The organism is Ruegeria sp. AD91A (genome assembly GCF_003443535.1).
Lineage (GTDB): Bacteria > Pseudomonadota > Alphaproteobacteria > Rhodobacterales > Rhodobacteraceae > Ruegeria.
In genome coordinates, this window is sequence record NZ_CP031946.1 from 3454186 (window position 1) to 3474222 (window position 20037).

15 protein-coding genes are annotated in these 20037 nt (G+C 56.8%); 13 read left to right on the top strand and 2 right to left on the bottom strand.

Translation table 11 applies throughout. From position 1 onward, the window contains the following. From rplA to D1823_RS17385, 8 genes are all read left to right on the top strand, one after another. The gene (gene rplA / locus D1823_RS17350; protein ID WP_117872201.1) at nt 1–699 is read left to right on the top strand and encodes a 50S ribosomal protein L1; all 699 of its coding nucleotides are present in this window, start codon (nt 1–3) and stop codon (nt 697–699) included. 129 nt (nt 700–828) lie between these two features. Next, nucleotides 829–1587 (top strand): nuclear transport factor 2 family protein, encoded by a 759-nt coding sequence (locus D1823_RS17355; protein WP_117872203.1) that lies wholly within the window; start codon nt 829–831, stop codon nt 1585–1587. A gap of 324 nt (nt 1588–1911) precedes the next feature. Beyond that, nucleotides 1912–2430, top strand: a complete 519-nt coding sequence (gene rplJ / locus D1823_RS17360; RefSeq protein WP_010441181.1) for a 50S ribosomal protein L10 — start codon at nt 1912–1914, stop codon at nt 2428–2430. Nucleotides 2431–2509: 79 nt separating this feature from the next. Further along, nucleotides 2510–2884 (top strand): 50S ribosomal protein L7/L12, encoded by a 375-nt coding sequence (rplL, locus tag D1823_RS17365; protein WP_037314964.1) that lies wholly within the window; start codon nt 2510–2512, stop codon nt 2882–2884. Between the two features lie 251 nt (nt 2885–3135). Further along, a complete protein-coding gene (rpoB, locus tag D1823_RS17370) occupies nt 3136–7269 on the top strand; it encodes a DNA-directed RNA polymerase subunit beta (RefSeq protein ID WP_117872205.1) in 4134 nt (1377 codons plus the stop codon). Between the two features lie 49 nt (nt 7270–7318). Continuing rightward, on the top strand, nt 7319–11560 hold the full coding sequence (gene rpoC / locus D1823_RS17375) for a DNA-directed RNA polymerase subunit beta' (protein ID WP_117872207.1): 4242 nt from the start codon (nt 7319–7321) through the stop codon (nt 11558–11560). A 186-nt stretch (nt 11561–11746) separates the two neighbouring features. Continuing rightward, nucleotides 11747–12229: a hypothetical protein gene (locus D1823_RS17380; protein ID WP_117872209.1), complete on the top strand. Its 483-nt coding sequence runs from the start codon at nt 11747–11749 to the stop codon at nt 12227–12229. Between the two features lie 90 nt (nt 12230–12319). Beyond that, nucleotides 12320–13189 (top strand): DMT family transporter, encoded by an 870-nt coding sequence (locus tag D1823_RS17385; RefSeq protein ID WP_117872211.1) that lies wholly within the window; start codon nt 12320–12322, stop codon nt 13187–13189. Here the strand turns inward: D1823_RS17385 and D1823_RS17390 are convergent. After that, nucleotides 13174–13998 carry a putative rhamnosyl transferase gene (locus D1823_RS17390; protein WP_366140794.1) on the bottom strand — a complete coding sequence of 275 codons (825 nt, stop codon included), beginning with the start codon at nt 13996–13998 and terminating at the stop codon, nt 13174–13176. The genes D1823_RS17385 and D1823_RS17390 overlap by 16 nt on opposite strands. Continuing rightward, entirely contained in the window at nt 13985–14791 is an 807-nt protein-coding gene (locus D1823_RS17395; protein WP_117872213.1) for a putative rhamnosyl transferase, read from the bottom strand. The genes D1823_RS17390 and D1823_RS17395 overlap by 14 nt, the downstream gene beginning before the upstream one ends. Nucleotides 14792–15180: 389 nt before the next feature. Between D1823_RS17395 and rpsL the strand changes: the two genes are divergently transcribed. The 5 genes from rpsL (at nt 15181) to D1823_RS17420 (ending at nt 19812) form a co-directional block, all read left to right on the top strand. Beyond that, complete coding sequence (gene rpsL / locus D1823_RS17400) at nt 15181–15552, top strand: 30S ribosomal protein S12 (protein ID WP_005621086.1); 372 nt, start codon at nt 15181–15183, stop codon at nt 15550–15552. Nucleotides 15553–15567: 15 nt separating this feature from the next. Beyond that, nucleotides 15568–16038: a 30S ribosomal protein S7 gene (gene rpsG, locus D1823_RS17405; protein WP_010441203.1), complete on the top strand. Its 471-nt coding sequence runs from the start codon at nt 15568–15570 to the stop codon at nt 16036–16038. A gap of 18 nt (nt 16039–16056) precedes the next feature. After that, nucleotides 16057–18174, top strand: a complete 2118-nt coding sequence (gene fusA / locus D1823_RS17410; protein WP_117872215.1) for an elongation factor G — start codon at nt 16057–16059, stop codon at nt 18172–18174. 60 nt (nt 18175–18234) lie between these two features. After that, complete coding sequence (tuf, locus tag D1823_RS17415) at nt 18235–19410, top strand: elongation factor Tu (RefSeq protein ID WP_117869839.1); 1176 nt, start codon at nt 18235–18237, stop codon at nt 19408–19410. A gap of 108 nt (nt 19411–19518) precedes the next feature. Continuing rightward, a complete protein-coding gene (locus D1823_RS17420) occupies nt 19519–19812 on the top strand; it encodes a hypothetical protein (protein ID WP_117872217.1) in 294 nt (97 codons plus the stop codon). The last annotated feature ends 225 nt before the right edge of the window (nt 19813–20037 follow it).

Here is a 20037-nt window from a genome sequence, read left to right on the forward strand (position 1 = left end):
ATGGCAAAACTCGGTAAACGTACCCGCACTGCGCGCGAAGCTGTCGCTGGCAAGGAAAACCTGTCGGTTGAAGAAGCGGTTGCCTTGGTCAAAGGCAACGCAACCTCGAAATTCGACGAGACCATCGAAATCGCGATGAACCTGGGCGTTGACACCCGTCACGCGGACCAGATGGTTCGTGGCGTCGTTGGCCTGCCGAATGGCACAGGTAAAGCGATGCGCGTCGCCGTATTCGCACGTGGCCCCAAGGCGGACGAAGCGAAAGAAGCAGGCGCAGATATCGTCGGCGCAGAAGACCTGATGGAAACCATTCAGGGCGGCACCATCGAATTCGATCGCTGCATTGCAACCCCGGACATGATGCCGATCGTCGGCCGTCTGGGTAAAGTTCTGGGCCCCCGCAACTTGATGCCGAACCCCAAGGTTGGCACCGTGACCATGGACGTGAAAGCCGCCGTGGAAGCAGCCAAAGGTGGTGAAGTTCAGTTCAAGGCGGAAAAAGGCGGCGTTGTTCATGCCGGTGTTGGCAAAGCGTCGTTTGACGAAGCCAAGCTGGTCGAAAACGTCCGAGCGTTTGTCACGGCTGTTGCCAAGGCGAAACCGTCGGGCGCCAAGGGCACCTACATGAAAAAAATCGCGCTGAGCTCGACCATGGGTCCTGGCGTGACCGTTGATGTGGCGGAAGCCGCGGACGAATAAGCCCTAGATTTCCGATTTGAAGAATTGATCCCGGGTGGTGCGAACTGTCCGGGATTTTCTTTTGCGGGGTTCGGTGCAAAAGTGGCCAGACATCCAATTCGGTGCTCGTCAAAAAAACGGACCCTCGCCATGGAAACCAAGCGCGTTCTCATTCAAAAATTTCTCAAGGGTCTGGAAACCGGTGACGCTATGGCGGCAGCGGTGGTCAATGAAGACAAGTATATTCAGCACAATCCTCAAACCCACGAAGGCAGTGAAGGTATTGCGGAATTGTTCGCGCGACTGTCAAAAACCTCGCCTAGGGTCACATTCAAACGGGTTTTCGAAGATGGCGATTTTGCCTTTGCGCATATCGAGTACGATTTCAGCAGTCTGCGCGCAGCGTTCGAGGTGTTTAGGTTCGAAGATGGAAAAGCCGTAGAGCATTGGGACAACATTCAGCCTTTGCGTGGTCCAAACCTCTCGGGGCGTGGAATGCAGGACGGCCACACTGAAATAGCGGATTTGGAGAAGACCGAAGAAAACCGGTCAACCAGCCGTGTGTTTGTCACGGAGGTCCTTATCGAGCGTCGGTTCAATAGGTTGGCAGAATTTGTGGCCGAAGACCTGAAACAGCACCATCCGGAAATGGCTGACGGCATCTCGGCACTCAAGAGCGTGTTGGAAGGTCGAAGCGCAAGCAATCTGGTGTTTGCTTACGAAACGTCGCACAGGGTTTTAGCCGAGGGCAATTTCGTTCTGTGTGTGTGCGAAGGCCAGAGAAATGGGGTGCATTCAAGCTTTTATGATTTGTATCGGTGGGACGATGATCGAATTGTTGAGCACTGGAGCACGATCGAAGAGATCCCGCCGCGCGAAGAATGGAAAAACGATAACGGAAAGTTCTGACGCCACGTGGTCGGAGTTTGGGCGGTTTTTTGATCCGCTTTAGGTGCAATTTACCCCTTGGAAACCCCCTTTTTCTGCCCTAATAAGACCTGCGGAACAAAGCGTGCGATTCGTCGTGCGCTTTGTTTTGTTTCGTCCAAGACGGTGGGTGGGTCCATTCGGCCCCTTAATTCCCTGCCTGAGACGGGTAAGACCAAAGAATTCTGGGGGTCCCACCCTCGGGCGCATTTTGGCCAATCCCGTAACAACGGACCTGAACGCCGGAGCGAAAGCTGCGGCAAATATGAGCCGGGGTGAGATATCGCCCCAAACTTGGAGAGAACTGTGGATAGAGCCCAGAAAGAGAAAGTGGTCGAGGAACTCGGCCAAATCTTCGAAAGCTCTGGCGTCGTAGTGGTATCCCACTACGCCGGTCTGACAGTTGCCGAGATGCAGGACCTTCGCGCACGTGCTCGTGACGCGGGAGGTGCCGTGCGTGTTGCCAAGAACAGGCTCGCCAAAATCGCCCTTGAGGGTAAGCCGTGTGAAAGCATGGCCGACCTGCTGACAGGGATGACCGTTCTGACCTATTCCGAAGACCCCGTGGCGGCAGCCAAGGTGGCCGAGGACTTCGCCAAGGATAACAAGAATTTTGAGATTCTTGGTGGTGCAATGGGTGAGAACGCTCTGGACCGCAAAGGCGTCGAAACAGTTTCGAAAATGCCGTCTCGCGAGGAGCTTATTGCTTCGATCGTGGGCTGCATTGGCGCACCTGCTTCGAACATCGCCGGCGCGATTGGCGCACCTGCAAGCAACATCGCAAGCATCCTTTCCACCATCGAAGAGAAGGCGGAAGCTGCGTAAGCGGTTGGCACTGAATGATCTGCGTGGGGCAGATGCCCTGACGTTGGAACACACACTGTAAACGGAAAGAGCTGATAAAATGGCTGATCTGAAAGCACTCGCAGAAAGCATCGTGGGTCTGACCCTGCTGGAAGCACAAGAACTGAAAACCATCCTCAAAGACGAATATGGCATCGAGCCCGCAGCAGGCGGCGCAGTTGTCATGGCAGCTGGTGGCGACGCCGGTGGCGCAGCTGAGGAAGAAAAAACCGAATTCGACGTCGTTCTGAAGAATGCCGGCGCTTCGAAAATCAACGTGATCAAAGAAGTTCGCGGCATCACCGGTCTTGGCCTGAAAGAAGCCAAAGAGCTGGTCGAAGCTGGCGGCAAGATCAAAGAAGGCGTGTCGAAAGACGAAGCCGAAGAAGTCAAAGGCAAGCTGGAAGCAGCTGGCGCCGAAGTCGAGCTGGCCTAAGCCATTCGACAGGTGCATCACTGATGCGCCGCAAGATTTGGCTGGATCCGGGGAAATCCGGGTCCAGCCGAACCTGTCTCAGAAAGGGCCTCAGAACTTGGGGTGTTTTCTAAGACGCGGTTCGCGGATCGGGAGGCTGCCATTCGGGACGGTGGCCACGAATTGATCCGGACGTGTCCTCTCTAATGTGCAAGGCGCCGGGGCCCGACGGTGTCTTTGCCCGCTGAGAACATCGAAAGGTGACATCTGACATGGCTCAATCGTTCCTTGGCCAGAAACGTCTTCGGAAATACTATGGCAAAATCCGCGAAGTGCTGGAAATGCCGAACCTCATTGAGGTGCAGAAATCTTCTTATGATCTTTTCCTGCGCTCCGGCGATGCAGAGCAGCCCGCAGACGGCGAAGGCATCAAAGGCGTGTTCCAATCGGTTTTCCCGATCAAGGATTTTAACGAAACCTCCGTTCTGGAGTTCGTGAAATACGATCTGGAAAAACCCAAATACGATGTCGAAGAATGCATGCAGCGCGACATGACCTACAGCGCGCCGCTGAAGGTTACCCTGCGCCTGATCGTGTTCGATGTCGATGAGGACACCGGTGCTAAATCGGTGAAAGACATCAAGGAACAGGATGTCTTCATGGGCGATATGCCTTTGATGACGCCGAACGGCACATTTGTCGTGAACGGGACCGAGCGTGTGATCGTATCCCAGATGCACCGTTCGCCCGGTGTGTTCTTTGACCACGACAAGGGCAAGACTCATTCCTCGGGCAAGCTGCTGTTTGCCTGCCGCATCATCCCGTATCGCGGCAGTTGGCTGGACTTTGAGTTCGACGCCAAGGACATCGTGTTCGCCCGGATCGACCGCCGCCGCAAACTGCCTGTGACAACCCTGCTTTATGCGCTGGGTCTGGATCAGGAAGCGATCATGGACGCGTATTACAACACCGTGTCCTACAAGCTGGACAAGAAGAAGGGCTGGGTCACACCGTTCTTCCCCGAGCGCGTGCGCGGCACCCGTCCGACCTATGATCTGATCGACGCCAAGTCCGGTGAAGTGATTGCTGAAGCGGGCAAGAAAGTCACGCCTCGCGCGGTCAAGAAACTGATCGACGAAGGCACCGTTACCGATCTTCTGGTTCCGTTTGATCACATCGTCGGCAAATTTGTCGCCAAGGACATCATCAACGAAGAAAACGGCGCGATCTATGTCGAGGCCGGTGATGAACTGACGCTGGAATATGACAAAGACGGTGACCTGATCGGCGGCACTGTGAAAGAGCTGATCGACGCAGGCATCACCGACATCCCGGTTCTGGACATCGACAACGTCAATGTCGGCCCTTACATGCGCAACACCATGGCTCAGGACAAGAACGTGAACCGTGAAAGCGCGCTGATGGACATCTACCGCGTCATGCGCCCAGGCGAGCCGCCCACCGTCGAGGCAGCGTCGGCCCTGTTCGACACGCTGTTCTTCGACAGCGAGCGCTATGATCTGTCGGCTGTTGGCCGCGTGAAGATGAACATGCGTCTGGCACTTGATGCGCCGGATACCCTGCGTACCCTGCGCCGCGAAGACATCGTTGCCTGTATCAAGGCGCTGGTGGAACTGCGTGACGGCAAAGGTGACATCGACGATATCGACCACCTTGGCAACCGCCGTGTGCGTTCAGTCGGCGAACTGATGGAAAACCAGTACCGTGTTGGCCTGCTGCGCATGGAGCGCGCGATCAAAGAGCGTATGTCGTCGGTCGAGATCGACACCGTCATGCCGCAGGACCTGATCAACGCGAAACCAGCCGCTGCCGCCGTCCGCGAATTCTTCGGCAGCTCGCAGCTGTCGCAGTTCATGGACCAGACCAACCCGTTGTCGGAAGTCACCCACAAACGCCGTCTCTCGGCGCTTGGCCCCGGTGGTCTGACACGTGAGCGCGCGGGCTTTGAGGTGCGCGACGTTCACCCGACCCACTATGGCCGGATGTGCCCGATTGAAACACCGGAAGGCCCGAATATCGGTCTGATCAACTCGCTGGCCACCTTCGCCCGTGTGAACAAATATGGCTTCATAGAAACACCGTACCGTGTCGTCAAAGACGCAGAGGTGACTGATGAGGTCCACTACATGTCCGCGACCGAGGAAATGCGTCACACCGTGGCGCAGGCGAACGCGACGCTGGATGAAAACGGCAAGTTCATCAATGATCTGGTGTCGACCCGTCAGGCCGGTGACTACACCCTCGCCCCGCGCGAGAATGTGGACCTGATCGACGTGTCGCCGAAACAGCTGGTTTCGGTCGCTGCATCGCTGATCCCGTTCCTTGAGAATGACGACGCCAACCGCGCTCTGATGGGCTCGAACATGCAACGTCAGGCGGTTCCGCTGCTGCGGGCCGAGGCGCCGCTGGTCGGCACCGGTATCGAGGAAAAGGTTGCGATCGACTCGGGCGCTGCGATCCAGGCGAAACGCGCCGGTATCATCGACCAGGTCGATGCGCAGCGTATCGTTATTCGCGCTACCGAGGATCTGGAACTTGGCGACGCTGGTGTGGACATTTATCGCCTGCGGAAATTCCAGCGTTCGAACCAGAACACCTGCATCAACCAGCGCCCGCTGGTGAAAGTGGGCGACACCGTCCAGAAAGGCGAGGTGATCGCCGACGGTCCGTCAACCGACATGGGTGAACTGGCTCTGGGTAAGAACGTGATTGTCGCGTTCATGCCGTGGAACGGGTACAACTACGAAGACTCGATCCTGATTTCGGAACGTATCGCGCGTGATGACGTCTTTACCTCGGTCCATATCGAGGAATTCGAAGTCGCCGCCCGTGACACCAAGCTGGGTCCGGAAGAGATCACCCGCGACATCCCGAACGTCGGTGAAGAAGCGCTGCGCAACCTCGACGAGGCCGGCATCGTTTACATCGGTGCGGATGTTGAGCCGGGCGATATTCTGGTCGGCAAGATCACTCCGAAGGGCGAAAGCCCGATGACCCCGGAAGAAAAGCTGCTGCGCGCCATCTTTGGTGAAAAAGCATCTGACGTGCGCGACACCTCGCTGCGCGTGAAGCCGGGTGATTACGGTACGGTCGTCGAAGTCCGTGTCTTCAACCGTCACGGCGTCGAGAAAGACGAGCGTGCGCTGCAGATCGAGCGTGAGGAAGTCGAACGTCTGGCCCGTGACCGGGATGACGAACTGGCGATCCTTGACCGCAACATCTATGCGCGTCTGCAAGGTCTGATCCTGGGTAAGACCGCTGTCAAAGGCCCGAAAGGCGTCAAGGCAGGATCGGTGATCACCGAGGAACTGCTTGACATGCTGACCCGTGGTCAGTGGTGGCAGCTGGCACTGGAAGACGAGAAGGACGCCCAGATCGTAGAGGCTCTGAATGAGCAATACGAAGTGCTCAAGCGCGCTCTGGATGCCCGTTTCGAAGACAAGGTCGAGAAAGTCCGTCGTGGTGACGACCTGCCGCCGGGTGTGATGAAGATGGTCAAAGTCTTCATCGCCGTGAAGCGTAAGCTGCAGCCGGGCGACAAGATGGCCGGTCGTCACGGGAACAAAGGTGTGATCTCCAAAGTTGTTCCAATGGAAGACATGCCGTTCCTGGCCGATGGTACTCCGGTTGACTTTTGTCTGAACCCGCTGGGTGTGCCTTCGCGTATGAACGTTGGTCAGATCCTTGAAACCCACATGGGTTGGGCCGCACGCGGTCTGGGTCTGAACATCGACGAAGCTCTGGGTGAATACCGCCGTTCCGGCGACCTGACCCCGGTGCGCGAAGCGATGAAACTGGCCTATGGCGAAGATGTCTACGAAGAAGGCATCACTGGCATGGACGAGGAAACGCTTGTCGAAGCAGCGGGCAATGTAACCCGTGGTGTTCCGATCGCAACCCCGGTCTTTGACGGTGCCAAAGAGGCTGACGTCAATGACGCGCTGGTGCGTGCCGGATTCTCGCAGAGCGGTCAGTCGATCCTGTTCGACGGTCGTACCGGTGAGCAATTCGCACGTCCGGTGACCGTGGGCATCAAGTACCTGCTGAAACTGCACCACCTTGTGGACGACAAAATCCACGCGCGTTCGACCGGGCCGTACAGCCTGGTTACCCAGCAGCCGCTGGGCGGTAAGGCGCAGTTCGGTGGTCAGCGCTTTGGTGAGATGGAGGTCTGGGCTCTGGAAGCTTACGGCGCCGCCTACACCCTGCAGGAGATGCTCACCGTGAAATCGGATGACGTCGCCGGCCGGACCAAGGTCTATGAGTCGATCGTCAAGGGCGAGGATAACTTTGAAGCGGGCGTACCGGAATCGTTCAACGTTCTGGTGAAAGAAGTCCGTGGTCTCGGCCTGAATATGGAACTCCTGGATGCGGAGGAAGAGTAGGGGCGGCAACGCCCCACACTCATCCCATCCCAATTTGTAAGGACGCAAAATGAACCAGGAAATCACCAACAACCCGTTTAACCCGCTGACGCCCCCGAAGGTCTTTGACGAGATCAAGGTCTCGTTGGCGTCGCCCGAGCGGATCCTGTCTTGGTCCTATGGCGAGATCAAGAAACCCGAAACCATCAACTACCGGACGTTCAAGCCTGAACGTGACGGTCTGTTCTGCGCGCGTATCTTTGGCCCAATCAAAGATTATGAATGTCTGTGCGGCAAATATAAGCGGATGAAGTATCGCGGCGTTGTCTGCGAGAAATGTGGTGTGGAAGTCACCCTGCAGAAAGTCCGCCGCGAGCGTATGGGCCATATCGAACTGGCAGCACCCGTAGCACATATCTGGTTCCTGAAGTCGCTGCCGTCCCGCATCGGTCTGATGCTGGACATGACGCTGCGCGATCTGGAACGCGTTCTGTACTTTGAAAACTACGTCGTCATCGAGCCCGGTCTGACCGACTTGTCTTACGGCCAGATGCTGACCGAAGAAGAGTTCATGGACGCTCAGGATGCCTATGGCATGGACGCGTTCACCGCGAACATTGGTGCCGAAGCCATCCGTGAGATGCTGGCCCAGATCGATCTGGAAGCCGAAGCCGAGCAGCTGCGCGCTGATTTGGCCGAAGCGACTGGCGAGCTGAAGCCCAAGAAGATCATCAAGCGTCTGAAGGTTGTCGAAAGCTTCCTCGAGTCGGGCAACCGCCCCGAGTGGATGGTGATGACCGTGATCCCGGTCATTCCGCCGGAACTGCGACCGCTGGTTCCGCTGGATGGTGGCCGTTTCGCGACCTCGGATCTGAACGATCTGTATCGCCGCGTCATCAACCGGAACAACCGTCTGAAGCGTCTGATCGAACTGCGCGCACCTGACATCATCGTCCGCAACGAAAAGCGGATGCTGCAGGAATCCGTTGACGCTCTGTTCGACAACGGCCGTCGTGGCCGCGTGATCACCGGCGCCAACAAGCGCCCGCTGAAATCGCTGTCGGACATGCTGAAAGGCAAGCAGGGCCGCTTCCGTCAGAACCTTCTGGGGAAACGCGTCGACTTCTCGGGCCGTTCGGTCATTGTGACCGGCCCGGAACTCAAGCTGCACCAGTGTGGTCTGCCCAAGAAGATGGCGCTCGAGCTGTTCAAGCCGTTCATCTACTCGCGTCTTGAAGCCAAAGGTCTGTCTTCGACCGTCAAACAGGCGAAGAAACTGGTCGAGAAAGAGCGTCCCGAAGTATGGGATATCCTCGATGAGGTGATCCGCGAACACCCTGTCATGCTGAACCGTGCGCCGACGCTGCACCGTCTTGGCATTCAGGCGTTCGAGCCGGTTCTGATCGAAGGCAAGGCGATCCAGCTGCACCCGCTGGTCTGTTCGGCCTTTAACGCCGACTTCGACGGTGACCAGATGGCCGTACACGTCCCGCTGAGCCTTGAGGCGCAGCTGGAAGCGCGTGTTCTGATGATGTCGACGAACAACGTTCTGTCGCCCGCAAACGGTGCGCCGATCATCGTTCCGTCACAGGATATGATCCTGGGTCTGTACTATGTGACCCTGGAACGCGAAGGCATGCCGGGCGAAGGCAAGGTCTTTGGCTCGATCGACGAAGTCCAGCACGCGCTGGACGCGGGCGAGGTGCACTTGCACTCGAAAATCACCGCTCGAATCAAGCAGATCGACGACGAAGGCAATGAAATTCAGAAGCGTTATGAAACCACTCCGGGCCGTCTGCGTCTGGGTGCTCTGCTGCCGATGAACAACAAGGCACCTTTCGAGCTGGTCAACCGTCTGCTGCGGAAAAAAGAAGTGCAGCAGGTGATCGACACCGTCTACCGCTATTGCGGTCAGAAAGAGTCGGTTATCTTCTGTGACCAGATCATGTCGATGGGCTTCAAAGAAGCGTTCAAGGCGGGCATTTCGTTTGGTAAGGACGACATGGTCATCCCGAACGGCAAGTGGAGCATCGTCGACGAAACGCGCAGCCAGGTGAAAGACTTTGAACAGCAGTACATGGATGGTCTGATTACTCAGGGCGAAAAGTACAACAAAGTGGTCGATGCCTGGTCGAAGTGTAACGACCGCGTGACTGAGGCAATGATGAGCACGATCTCGGACGTTGCCAAGGCCGAAGACGGGTCGGACATGGAGCCGAACTCGGTCTACATGATGGCTCACTCCGGTGCGCGTGGCTCGGTTACTCAGATGAAACAGCTGGGCGGTATGCGCGGCCTGATGGCCAAGCCGAACGGCGACATCATCGAGACGCCGATCATCTCGAACTTTAAAGAAGGTCTGACCGTTCTCGAGTACTTCAACTCGACTCACGGTGCCCGTAAGGGTCTGTCGGATACCGCTCTGAAGACGGCGAACTCGGGTTACCTGACCCGTCGTCTGGTGGATGTCGCTCAGGACTGCATCGTTCGTGAGATCGACTGCGGCACCGAGCGTGCGATCACTGCCGAAGCTGCGGTGAATGACGGTGAGGTTGTCGCCTCGCTTGCCGAACGTGTTCTGGGCCGTGTCTCTGCCGACGACGTTTTGCGTCCGGGTACGGATGAGGTTCTGGTCGCTGCAGGTCAGTTGATCGACGAACGTATGGCCGACATGATCGACGAGGCCGGTGTTGCTTCGATGCGTATCCGGTCGCCACTGACCTGTGAGTCCGAGGAAGGCGTCTGTGCGACATGCTACGGTCGCGACCTTGCACGCGGTACCATGGTGAACACAGGTGAGGCTGTCGGCATCATCGCAGCCCAGTCCATCGGTGAACCCGGTACGCAGCTGACGATGCGGACCTTCCACATTGGTGGTGTTGCGCAAGGTGGCCAGCAGTCGTTCCAGGAAGCCAGCCAAGACGGTGTCGTTTCGTTCGAGAACCCGCAGATCCTGGCCAATGCCGCAGGCGAAAGCCTGGTCATGGGCCGGAACATGAAGCTGGTGATCAAAGACGAACATGGCGAAGAGCGTGCCAGCCACAAGCTGACCTACGGCTCGAAGCTGTTCGTGAAGGATGGCACCAAGGTAGCCCGTGGTGACAAGCTGTTCGAATGGGATCCCTACACCCTGCCGATCATCGCCGAGAAAGCGGGTACCGCGAAATATGTCGATCTGGTTTCGGGCCTTGCTGTCCGCGACGAGACCGATGAAGCAACCGGTATGACCCAGAAGATCGTGATCGACTGGCGCGCGGCCCCGAAAGGCAGCGAGCTGAAGCCTGAGATCATTCTGGTTGGCGAAGATGGCGAGCCGGTCCGCAACGATGCGGGCAACCCGGTTCACTATCCGATGTCGGTGGACGCGATCCTGTCGATCGAAGATGGTCAGCAGATCGAAGCAGGTGACGTTGTTGCGCGTATCCCGCGTGAAGGTGCCAAGACCAAGGACATCACCGGTGGTCTGCCGCGTGTGGCTGAACTGTTCGAAGCCCGTCGCCCGAAAGATCACGCGATCATCGCCGAGGCGGATGGTTACGTGCGCTTTGGCCGTGACTACAAGAACAAGCGCCGCATCAGTATCGAGCCGGCAGACGAGTCGATGGAAACGATCGAGTATATGGTACCCAAGGGTAAACATATCCCGGTCGCGGAGGGCGATTTCATCCAGAAGGGTGAATACCTGATGGACGGCAACCCGGCTCCGCATGACATTCTGTCTATCATGGGTGTCGAAGCGCTGGCGGATTACATGATCGACGAGGTGCAGGACGTGTATCGTCTGCAGGGCGTGAAGATCAACGACAAGCACATCGAAGTCATCGTGCGTCAGATGCTGCAGAAGTGGGAGATTCTGGATTCAGGCGACACCACACTGCTGAAAGGCGAGCATGTCGACAAGCAGGAGTTTGATGCGGCCAACGAGAAGACACTCTCGCGTGGTGGCCGTCCGGCTCAGGGCGAACCGATCCTCTTGGGGATCACCAAAGCCTCGCTGCAGACACGTTCGTTCATCTCGGCGGCGTCGTTCCAGGAAACCACCCGCGTGCTGACCGAAGCGTCGGTGCAGGGCAAGAAAGACAAGCTGGTTGGCCTGAAAGAGAACGTCATCGTCGGCCGTCTGATCCCTGCCGGTACTGGTGGTGCAACTCAGGCCGTTCGTCACATCGCGCAGTCGCGTGACAACGTAGTCATCGAAGCACGACGGGAAGAGGCCGAGGCCGCCGCTGCCCTGGCCGCTCCGATCATGGATGATGATATGGTCGGGGATGAACTGGACGTTCTGGTCGAAACACCGGAAAGCCGCGAGTAAGCAGCGCCATTCAGAACTAAAAAGGCCCCGCGAAATCGCGGGGCCTTTTTTTCTGGCCGCACCAAAGTACGGAAATGTGAACCGAAGTGTCAGAACACGTCTATTGACCCAATTGCGCCATGCTTGTGGTTCTGCAATCAGTGAATTAGCGCTGTAATGTGTTTTCAGATAGTTTTGAGCTGACCCATGGACATCAAAAACAATTCCTTCGAGGACCGGGTGGCGCGGATCAAACAGCGCTCGGAAGAAAACACAAGCAAGTCACCTTCGCCTGGTACCGAAAGTGTCTGGCAGCGCCTGAGTTATCCCGCTGCGTTTCTGGGGGCTTTTTTGCTGGGTATACTTGCGGTCTTCCTGTCTCGCTTCATTCAATATCAATCGGTTGGTATTCCGGTTCCCGGTCAGGTTGGTACGCAGGACTTCGTCAGCCTCGGCCTCGCAGGCGGGGCCTGTATTATGGTGATGCTTTTTCTGAAAGGTAAACTACGAGAGTTTGCCGGGGCGCTCACGGTTGGCGCGTTGGTGACGACATTTACTTTTCACAACCTTGTGTGGCAATACCCGGTGTTTTTCGAACGTGCATACGGAGAGGACTGGGTGGATTTTGTCAAAGACACGACAGAGCCTTCCAGCTTGAACCTGTTTGGGACCATCCTCCCATTCGGTTGATGATCACGCTGTCGCATGGTGCGATATTGACATCCGGCTCAAGTCCTTGGCCAATGCGGGGCGATCAATAGCCCCGGAGCTTGAAACAGCATGACTCCAAACACAAAAAGCGCCTTGCTGATGATGGGCAGCATGGCTGCATTTACCCTGAACGACACGCTGGTGAAGGTTACCTTGCAGGATCTGCCTTTGTTTCAGTTGGTGGCCCTGCGCGGGTTCTTGGCGGTTTTTCTGATCTATGTACTTGCCCGGTCTTTGGGCACGTTGCATCTGAATTTTTCGCGCCATGACAAGTGGCTGGTTGCACTTCGCTGCCTTGCAGAGCTGGCCGCGACTTTCTTTTTCCTGACGTCGCTGAAGAACATGCCCCTTGCCAATGTTACGGCCATTCTTCAGGCATTGCCTCTTACGGTAACCTTGGGTGCGGCTTTGGTTTTTTCCGAACAGGTTGGTTGGCGACGCTCACTGGCTATCGCCGTGGGTTTCGTCGGAATGCTTCTGATCGTAAGACCCGGGCCAGAGGGATTCAGTGTGTATTCCATCTATGCGCTGGTTGCAGTGGCTTCGATTACAGTTCGGGACCTTGTCACGCGACGTATGTCAACCGACGTGCCATCGATGCTGGTTACGTTGGCCACTTCGGTTTCCATTGCAGGGGCCGCAGCAATAGCCTCGGTTTTCGAAGGATGGGTTCCGGTTTCGGCAACAGCGGGTTCCCTGGTCGCGGCGGCGGCCGTGTTTGTTTTGCTTGGCTATTTGTTCAGCGTCATGGTCATGCGTCAGGGGGATGTCGGATTTATTGCGCCGTTCAGATATTCCAGCCTGATCTGGGCGCTCGGGTTGGGTTGGGTCGTGTTTGACGAATGGCCCGACAATCTGACGATGCTGGGTGCCGCCCTGATCGTGGGTGCCGGGTTATTTACGTTGTTCCGGGCACGTGCGCGTCAGGGCTTGGCGTGACTCCGTCTGACCATGTCCTGATCAATGGCGAAACGGGTTTGAAACTCGAGCTCCTGCTGCCGGGTAAGAGGTGTAAGCCCGACATCGATCTTTCTGGTTCGTGGTGAGTCATTGAACCGGTTCAATCCCCGTACCCACATCGGAGTATCCGGTCGCGTCACAACGGGCATCGCTCGGTTGATCCTGTTATGGGCAAAATTCATGATCGATTTCTGCTGCCCACCCCGCACGTACATTCCAAGTCCGGCTGTTATCAACGGGCGGTGTACGCGAGCGGCTTGTATACCATCAGCAGTGGCACGGGCCAGATAACCGGAATTGAAATCAACAGCGACCATAGCGCGCTTTTCAAACAAGCCGACGCAGTCCCTGACACAACCTCGGAGCCGTTCGACAAAATCCACGGCCACTGCATCATCGTCGTCGTGTCGAAACTGAAGGCAGGGTTGATCGGGATTGTTCCGCGCCGAATTCAGGACATCCTGCATGACTTTCCTGTGTCGCCCCGGAGGTTTCGCGACTATGCGCACCTGCTTAAAACCCCCGGTCAGATCGTTGAGGCGGTCATATGCCAATTTGGGCAAGCAATCGCCGACCACGATTATCAACTGGAAATCGTCGTCAGACTGTTTTTTGAAACCGGGCAGTGCGACCGTCTCAAACAGGCGAAACCGCTCTTCCAACCTGTCGTGCTGGTACAGAAATCGCCGTCTGTCTTCGACACTCTCGTGCGTTGTCTGAAAACCGCCAATTGCGGGATAGGAAAACCTGCAAAGACCGATAACCTGCATTTTCTCAGCGCGCTGCATATTTGACGTCGAACGCGTCCGGGTCGATCAAGAACCGTGCCCGCAGGTCTTCTGCCTGCTGTGGCGTGAAAGATGATAACTCACTGGTATCTTTGCGCGCGTGGTCCGAGTCGTTGTACGCGTGAAGCATCCTTACCCACATGGGCGTGTCCGGATAGCTGACCACAGGCATGAACCGGGCCAGCCTGTTGTGCAACCGGTCAAAGATTGTCCGACTGCTGCCGGCCTGAACATACATACCCAGGCCAACACCCAGCAACGACCGATAGACCCGAGCGGCCTGAAACCCTCGTGCCTCGCGCCGGGCGATGAAACCGTGATTGAAATCTATGCCGACAGACTCGCTCTGCTGCATCAGTCCCGCATTCTCATGAACAGCGGCGCGGAGGCATTCTATGAAATCAACGGAAACGGCGTCATCGTCGTCATGTCGAAACTGCACGCAAGGCTGATGCGGATTCGCTCGCGCGGTGTTCAGTACCTCACGCATAATCTGCTTATGATCTCCAGGTTCCTTTTCAATGACACGGATCTGTTTGATCCCGGCGGTCAGATCGCGCAGCCGGTCCGCATAGATCTGAGGGAGGCAAGTCCCCGTTAACACCAACAGCTCAAACGCCTCATCTGTCTGGGTGCGAAAGCTGGGCAGAGTGATGGTCTCAAACAGGTGAAAGCGCTCTTCCAGCCGGTCAGGGGCAAACAGAAACTGCCGCTGCTCTTCGATTGTATCCCGATTCAACCGAAAGCCGCCCGTTGCGGGATAGGAAAATCGGCAAAGGCCAATCACTTGCATCTGTAATCCATCAGCAGGTATTCCACACGACTATGCCCGTGCTACGGTTCAGCCGCAACAGGGACGGTGGCGCGTTATAAGGCAATCCGATACACCCGACACAACGCGAGCGCGGGGGCGTTGGTGTACAGCTGTTGACACTCGGGACGACTCCCCCTATACGCGCGTCATCTCGGTGCCGGGGGCCGCCCCGTAGCCGATTCCAGTAATGAACTGGTCAAGGCCCGGACAATTTTGCAGTTCGCGCCCTCTGAGAAACAACCGCGACGTTCACCTCGGAATGGGAACGCTCGTGGGTTTTGCGCTTGTGGACGCATAAGTGCAGCGAATTTAGCCGCACGCGACGCGCGTGCATGTCATGTGTGTTGCAAAACGGGGAAAGAACCGGAATGCCAACTATTCAACAGCTGATCCGCAAACCGCGGCAGCCGAAAGTAAAACGCTCGAAGTCCATGCACCTGGAGCAGTGCCCGCAAAAACGCGGTGTCTGCACACGTGTCTATACCACAACGCCCAAGAAGCCGAACTCGGCGATGCGTAAGGTTGCCAAGGTGCGCCTGACCAACGGATTCGAGGTCATCTCGTACATCCCCGGTGAAAGCCACAACTTGCAGGAACACTCGGTTGTTCTGATCCGTGGCGGTCGTGTGAAAGACCTTCCCGGTGTGCGTTACCACATCCTGCGCGGTGTTCTGGATACTCAGGGCGTCAAAGATCGTAAGCAACGTCGTTCGAAATACGGCGCGAAGCGTCCCAAGTAAGAAGGAGAGGCTGATATGTCACGTCGTCACGCCGCCGAAAAACGCGAAGTCCTGCCTGACGCCAAATTTGGCGATAAGGTTCTGACAAAATTCATGAACAACCTGATGATCGACGGCAAGAAGTCGGTCGCAGAGCGCATCGTTTACAACGCGTTTGACCGCGTTGAGAACAAGGTGAAGCGCGCTCCTGTCGAAGTGTTCCACGAAGCGCTCGACAACATCAAACCGTCGGTCGAGGTTCGCTCGCGCCGGGTTGGTGGTGCAACCTACCAGGTTCCGGTCGAAGTGCGCCCCGAGCGCCGCGAAGCACTGGCCATCCGCTGGCTGATCACCGCTGCGCGCGGCCGCAACGAAAACACCATGGAAGAACGCCTCGCCGGTGAACTGCTGGACGCCGTACAGTCCCGCGGTACTGCCGTTAAGAAGCGCGAAGACACCCACAAGATGGCCGAGGCGAACAAAGCCTTCAGCCATTACCGCTGGTAATTCTAGAGGCTTATCCAAATGGCACGCGAATATCCGCTCGAACTATACCGTAACTTCGGTATCATGGCGCACATCGATGCAGGCAAGACGACCTGCTCGGAACGTATCCTGTATTATACTGGTAAATCCCACAACATCGGTGAGGTGCACGATGGTGCAGCCACCATGGACTGGATGGAGCAGGAACAGGAACGCGGCATCACTATCACATCGGCTGCGACCACCACCTTCTGGGAACGCACCGAAGACGGTGAAACTGCTGACTCGCCCAAGCACCGCCTGAACATCATTGACACCCCCGGCCACGTTGACTTCACCATCGAAGTTGAACGCTCGCTGGCGGTTCTCGACGGTGCTGTCTGCGTTCTGGACGCAAACGCCGGTGTTGAGCCCCAGACCGAAACCGTGTGGCGTCAGGCTGACCGCTACAAGGTTCCGCGTATGGTGTTCGTCAACAAGATGGACAAGATCGGCGCAGACTTCTTCAACTGCGTTGCAATGATCGAAGACCGTACTGGCGCACGTGCTGTTCCGGTTGGTATTCCGATCGGCGCAGAGACCGAGCTGGAAGGCCTGATCGACTTGGTCACCATGGAAGAATGGCTGTGGCAGGGCGAAGACCTGGGCGCAAGCTGGGTCAAAGCACCGATCCGTGACAGCCTGAAAGACATGGCTGACGAATGGCGCGGTAAGATGATCGAAGCGGCCGTCGAAATGGACGACGACGCGATGATGGAATACCTGGAAGGCAATGAGCCCGACGTTCCGACCCTGCGCGCCCTGCTGCGTAAAGGTACTCTGGAAATCGCGTTCGTTCCGGTTCTGGGTGGTTCGGCGTTCAAGAACAAAGGCGTTCAGCCGCTGCTCAACGCTGTGATCGACTATTTGCCCAGCCCGCTGGACGTTGTCGACTACATGGGTTTCAAACCCGGCGACGAGGAAGAAGTTCGTGACATTCCGCGCCGCGCGGATGACGATATGGCGTTCTCGGGCCTGGCGTTCAAAATCATGAACGACCCCTTCGTTGGCTCGCTGACCTTCACCCGGATCTACTCGGGCACCATGAACAAAGGTGACTCGATCCTGAACTCGACCAAAGGTAAGAAAGAGCGCATCGGTCGTATGATGATGATGCACTCGAACAACCGGGAAGAGATCGAAGAAGCGTTTGCTGGCGACATCATCGCGCTGGCGGGTCTGAAAGACACCACCACCGGTGACACCCTGTGTGACGCCAAGGATCCGGTGGTTCTGGAAACCATGACCTTCCCCGATCCGGTGATCGAGATCGCGGTCGAGCCCAAGACCAAGGGCGACCAGGAAAAGATGTCACAGGGTCTGGCCCGTCTGGCCGCAGAAGACCCGTCCTTCCGCGTGGAAACTGACCTGGAATCAGGTCAGACCATCATGAAGGGCATGGGCGAACTTCACCTGGACATCCTGGTTGACCGTCTGAAGCGCGAGTTCAAGGTCGAGGCCAACATCGGTGCGCCGCAGGTGGCCTATCGTGAAACCATCTCGATGCCGGTCGAGCACACCTACACCCACAAGAAACAGTCGGGTGGTTCGGGTCAGTTCGCCGAGGTCAAGCTTGAGATCACTCCGACCGAGCCGGGCGAAGGCTACTCCTTCGAGTCCCGCATCGTTGGTGGTGCCGTTCCAAAGGAATACATTCCGGGTGTCGAAAAAGGCATCCAGTCGGTTATGGACAGCGGCCCTCTGGCTGGCTTCCCCGTGATCGACTTCAAGGTTGCCCTGCTGGACGGTAAGTTCCACGACGTTGACTCGAGCGTTCTGGCGTTCGAAATCGCGGGTCGCATGTGTATGCGTGAAGGCATGCGCAAAGCCGGCGCGAAATTGCTGGAACCAATCATGAAGGTCGAAGTGATCACTCCGGAAGAATACACCGGTGGTATCATCGGCGACCTGACCTCGCGTCGTGGCCAGGTGTCTGGTCAGGAGCCGCGCGGCAACGCAATCGCGATCGACGCATTCGTTCCGCTGGCGAACATGTTCGGCTACATCAACACCCTGCGTTCGATGTCGTCGGGCCGTGCCCAGTTTACCATGCAGTTCGACCATTACGATCCGGTTCCGCAGAACATCTCGGACGAGATCCAGGCGAAATACGCATAAGCGAAGATTTGAGGGAGCTCGGTTCACGGGCTCTCTTCATTACCGAAAAAGGAGGCCATCATGGCAAAGGAAAAGTTTGAGCGTAATAAGCCGCACGTCAACATCGGCACGATTGGCCACGTTGACCACGGCAAGACCACGCTGACCGCAGCAATCACCAAGTATTTCGGTGACTTCAAAGCGTATGACCAGATTGACGGCGCGCCTGAAGAAAAAGCACGTGGCATCACCATCTCGACCGCCCACGTGGAATACGAGACCGACACGCGTCACTATGCGCACGTCGACTGCCCCGGCCACGCCGACTACGTCAAGAACATGATCACCGGTGCCGCACAGATGGACGGCGCGATCCTGGTTGTGAACGCTGCTGACGGCCCGATGCCGCAGACCCGCGAGCACATCCTGCTGGGCCGCCAGGTTGGCATCCCGACGATGGTCGTGTTCATGAACAAAGTGGATCAGGTTGACGACGAAGAACTGCTGGAACTGGTGGAAATGGAAATCCGCGAGCTGCTGTCTTCGTATGACTACCCCGGCGACGACATTCCTGTCATCGCAGGTTCGGCTCTGGCCGCGATGGAAGGCAACAAGCCGGAAATCGGCGAAGAATCGATCCGCAAGCTGATGGCTGCCGTGGACGAGTACATCCCGACACCTGAGCGCGCTGTTGACCAGCCGTTCCTGATGCCGGTCGAAGACGTGTTCTCGATCTCGGGTCGTGGTACCGTTGTGACCGGTCGTGTCGAGCGTGGCGTGATCAACGTTGGCGACGAGATCGAAATCGTCGGCATCCGCGACACTCAGAAAACCACCTGTACTGGTGTTGAAATGTTCCGCAAGCTGCTGGATCGCGGTGAAGCGGGCGACAACATCGGCGCCCTGCTGCGCGGCATCGACCGTGACGGTGTTGAGCGTGGCCAGGTTCTGTGTAAGCCGGGTTCGGTTACACCGCACACCAAGTTCGAAGCCGAAGCCTATATCCTGACCAAGGAAGAAGGCGGTCGTCACACTCCGTTCTTCGCGAACTACCGTCCTCAGTTCTACTTCCGTACAACTGACGTGACCGGCACCGTGACCCTGGCGGCTGGCACCGAGATGGTTATGCCTGGCGACAACGTGTCGTTCGAGGTTGAGCTGATCGCACCGATCGCGATGGAGCAGGGCCTGCGCTTCGCCATCCGCGAAGGCGGCCGCACTGTCGGCGCCGGCGTTGTGTCGAAGATCGTAGAATAATCGGTAGGCCGGGCTTCAGCCCGGCACATCGATGAACTAAAGAAGGCCGCCCCAAATCGGGCGGCCTTTTTCTTGTAATAAGTTACTTTACATGAAAAAGGTTTTCGTATGGCGAGTAGAGATCAGCTCTATGCAAAATTTGGAATAACTGCAGAAGCTGCGCAGCTTTTCGAAACCGCGCTCGGAACTGTTGTTCTGGCAAGCAAGGGACATAACAATAATTGGTATGTCGAGCAGGACCCGAAGGCGGCCGCAATGGCTCTAGAAACTATCGAATCCAGTACGTTGGGCAGAGTCTTGGCGATGTTAAAACAAGAATTGCGCTTTGAAGACGATCTAGTCATTAGTCAGTTCAAACGAGGTTTAATTGCGAAAAACAAGCTCTTTCATGGGTTTTTTTGAACGCCACAACTTCAAGGTTCAATCCGAAGAGGGCCGGGACGATATGATCGCGGACTTAGAAGACTTGCATGAAGAGCTTTTTCGGTGTTGGAGGGAGGCTGAGGGTCTCGCGAATGCGCTTGCAGAAGTCGTCATCACTGAAGAGCAGGTTGAGAAGCACACTTCAGGTGAAAGTCCAAGTAAATAGGCCTTGCCAAACCCCATCAACCCCTGTAGATCGCGCGA